This is a genomic window from Desulfobacula sp. (assembly GCF_021107415.1).
Genome location: NZ_JAIOSW010000504.1, coordinates 1 through 3,279, shown reverse-complemented (window position 1 = coordinate 3,279; position 3,279 = coordinate 1). Strand labels below are relative to the sequence as shown.

Below are 3,279 nucleotides of genomic sequence, written 5' to 3'. Positions count from 1 at the left end.
ATGTTAAAGATATTCCGGTTGCAAAAGAAGATATAAAAAGTAGTATGGTTGTAATGGATGCAGTTTACAATCCAATAAAGTCTAATCTCCTGCTGGTTGCTGAGACTAAAGGATGCGTTACAATAGACGGCGTTTCAATGTTTGTTTACCAGGGAGCAGCTCAATTTGAATTATGGACAGGCAGAAAAGCACCTATAGATTTAATGAGAAAAGCAGTTTTAAGTGCACTGGGTTGTAGCAGTTGAGTCGTTGAGTAGTAGAATGTTTGATTAGTCGATTCGAAAGGATATTTATGATTGAGATAAGACCTGAAAAAATAAAAAACTGTGAAGTTTCAGTTCCCGGGTCAAAGAGCTACACGCATAGAATCCTGATTGCTTCAGCATTATCTGACGGAATTTGCAGCATTGATAATGCTTTAAAAAGCGAAGATACGCTAATCACTGTAAGTGCACTGCAACAAATGGGAATAAAGATAGATGCAGATGAAAACCGTTTTATTGTTCATGGTACAAATGGGGAATTTAAGCATATTAAAGAACCTGTATTTCTCGATAATTCAGGGACTTCAATGCGTTTATTGACGGCGCTGGCTTCTCTGGGCAAAGGCAGATATGTTTTTACCGGTACTAAGCGCATGAAAGAACGTCCGATTCAGGACCTGCTGGACGCTTTGATTCAGATGGGAGCTTTAGCACATTCGGTTAATAATAATGGCTGCCCGCCTGTTGCAATTAAAGGTGGAGATCTAAAAGGCGGAAAAATTACAATAAATTGCGAAACCAGCAGCCAGTATCTTTCAGCGATTCTTTTTATAGCATCGTTTACCAAACCGTTTTTCAAACAGGGCCTTGAAATAAATGTGACAAAGGGTCCTGTATCCAGACCTTACATCGATATGACCGTGGATGTAATGGAAAGATTTGGCATTAATGTTATGCGGAATAGATACAACTATTTCAAGGTTCAACAAGGGCAGGAATACAGGGCAGGGTCGTATTTTGTTGAACCGGACTGTTCACAGGCAGGCTATTTCTGGGGAGCTGCAGCGATAACCGGTGCCTGTATCAAAGTTAAGGGAATAACAAGAGATTCTCAACAGGGGGATGTTCATTTTACAAGGCTGCTTGAAGAAATGGGATGTAAAGTGCTGCATGAAAAGGACGGTATCAGCGTTACAGGTGGATCGCTTTCAGGTATAGAGGCAGACATGGCTGATATGCCGGACATGGTTCCGACACTTGCGGTTGTATCAGCATTTGCAAAAGGAACAACCGTTATTAAAAAAGTTAAGCATCTGAAAGCAAAGGAAAGTGATCGTTTAACCTCGGTAGCTAACGAACTTTCAAAAATGGGTATTGATGCAAACTTAACCGATACAGGCCTGGTTATAAAAGGCGGCATTCCGCATAGAGCAGAAATTTCTACTTACAAAGATCATAGAATTGCCATGAGTTTTGCAATTGCAGGTATTAAAGTGCCCGGCATTTTTATAAAAGACGAGAAATGCGTTGAAAAATCATTTCCTGATTTTTGGAATGTTTTTAATGGTTTGCATAATTAAAATTAAATAGTTACGCATATTTCACAGTTTATTTCGCCGAAGGCGATTGTATATATTCCGGTTCTTCGGGAAACGGAATATAAGCAAATAGATCCAGTGAATCCTGTAAATCCTGTCAGAAAAAAATTACCAAACTTTTTTAAACTTAAAGATGAGTCATGAACATTTATTTAATCGGTTACAGATGCAGCGGCAAGACAGAAACAGGTAAATTGATTGCCGGTATTTTAAACCGGCAGTTTATCGATACTGATTTGAAAATAGTTGAAGAAGAAGGAATGACTATTTCAGAAATCGTGGATAAAAAAGGCTGGGATATTTTTCGTGAAAAGGAAACATATGCCCTAAAAGAGGTATGCGCACATGATAATCAGATTGTAGCTACAGGCGGAGGAATTGTTCTTAACAGAGAAAACATAGTAAATATGAAAATAAACGGAACAATTATATGGCTAAAGGCAACTTTTGCGACCGTTAAAAATAGAATGCTGCTCGACAGTAAAACAAAAGATTTCAGGCCTTCTCTGACATCAAAAGAACTTGATGAAGAAATAAAAGAGACTCTTTTGCTCAGGAAACCATACTATGAAAAAGCAATGGACTTTTCTATCGATACCGACAACCTTGATATTGACGACGTATGCAAAGCTGTCATAACAAACCTGAAGTTTTAGTGAGGTAAAAAAATGCCTGGAAACATTTTAGGAAGATTATTCAAAATAACAACATGGGGGGAATCCCACGGGAAAGGAATCGGTGTTGTAATAGATGGATGCCCTCCGAGGATACCTATTGATGAAAATATCATCCAGTCAATGCTAAACCGGAGAAAACCCGGATCGTCAACCGTGAGTACAAAACGAGTGGAACCTGATAAAGCTGTTATCATGTCCGGAGTCTTTAATGGAATGACAACCGGAACTCCTTTAATGATCATGGTTGAAAACAAAGATGCAGATCCAGGTGCATATGATCCCTATGCAGATATTTACAGGCCGGGTCACGGTGATATAACATACATGGCCAAATATAAAATACGTGACTGGCGTGGAGGTGGACGTGCCTCCGCTCGTGAAACAGTGGCAAGGGTTGCTGCAGGTGCTGTTGCCAAAGCTCTTCTTGACAGGGAAAGAACTAATGTTTTTGCATACACAATTGAATTGGGTGGAATAAAGGCGGTAAAACGTGATTTGAATCAAATTGAAAAGAATATGTTTTTTTGCCCGGATTCTAAGGTGGCAGAAAAGATGCACGAGCGTATTCAATATGTGAAAAAAATGGGCGATTCTGTTGGCGGCATTGTTGAAATAGTGGCAAAGGGAGTTCCAAAAGGATTGGGAGAGCCGGTATTTGATAAGATAGACGCTGATCTGGCAAAAGCGCTTATGAGCATTGGTGCGGTTAAAGGGGTTGTTCTGCTGCAATGCTCGGCAGTGAAAATAATGATCCTATAAATTCCACGGGATTTGCTACAAATAATGCCGGAGGAATTCTTGCGGGCATAACAAATGGTGAGGACATCATAATTCGAGTGGCGGTTAAGCCGATCCCTTCAATAAGAATTGAACAAAATACGATTGATAAATCAGGAGATCAAAAAACCATTTCAATAAAAGGGCGCCACGATATTTCAGCCATACCCAGGATTAATGTAGTCTGCGAGGCCATGGTAAATCTGGTTTTGGCGGATCATCTTTTAAGGCAAAAGGCTATAT

Annotated in this window: 4 protein-coding genes and 1 pseudogene; all 5 read left to right on the top strand. The window is 39.7% G+C overall.

Annotated elements, in window-relative coordinates; all coding sequences use genetic code 11:
- Positions 1-245 (top strand): annotated as a pseudogene (locus K8S13_RS24960) (shikimate dehydrogenase); the annotation flags it as partial.
- Positions 246-292: 47 nt separating this feature from the next.
- A complete protein-coding gene (aroA, locus tag K8S13_RS24955; RefSeq protein WP_291466462.1) occupies positions 293-1,564 on the top strand; it encodes a 3-phosphoshikimate 1-carboxyvinyltransferase in 1,272 nt (423 codons plus the stop codon).
- A 158-nt stretch (positions 1,565-1,722) separates the two neighbouring features.
- Complete coding sequence (locus K8S13_RS24950) at positions 1,723-2,238, top strand: shikimate kinase (RefSeq protein ID WP_291466461.1); 516 nt, start codon at positions 1,723-1,725, stop codon at positions 2,236-2,238.
- Positions 2,239-2,250: 12 nt separating this feature from the next.
- The gene (gene aroC / locus K8S13_RS24945; RefSeq protein ID WP_291466460.1) at positions 2,251-3,018 is read left to right on the top strand and encodes a chorismate synthase; all 768 of its coding nucleotides are present in this window, start codon (positions 2,251-2,253) and stop codon (positions 3,016-3,018) included.
- Positions 2,988-3,279: chorismate synthase (locus tag K8S13_RS24940; RefSeq protein WP_291466459.1), on the top strand; the 292-nt coding region annotated here is incomplete at its 3' end. The genes aroC and K8S13_RS24940, both read left to right, overlap by 31 nt.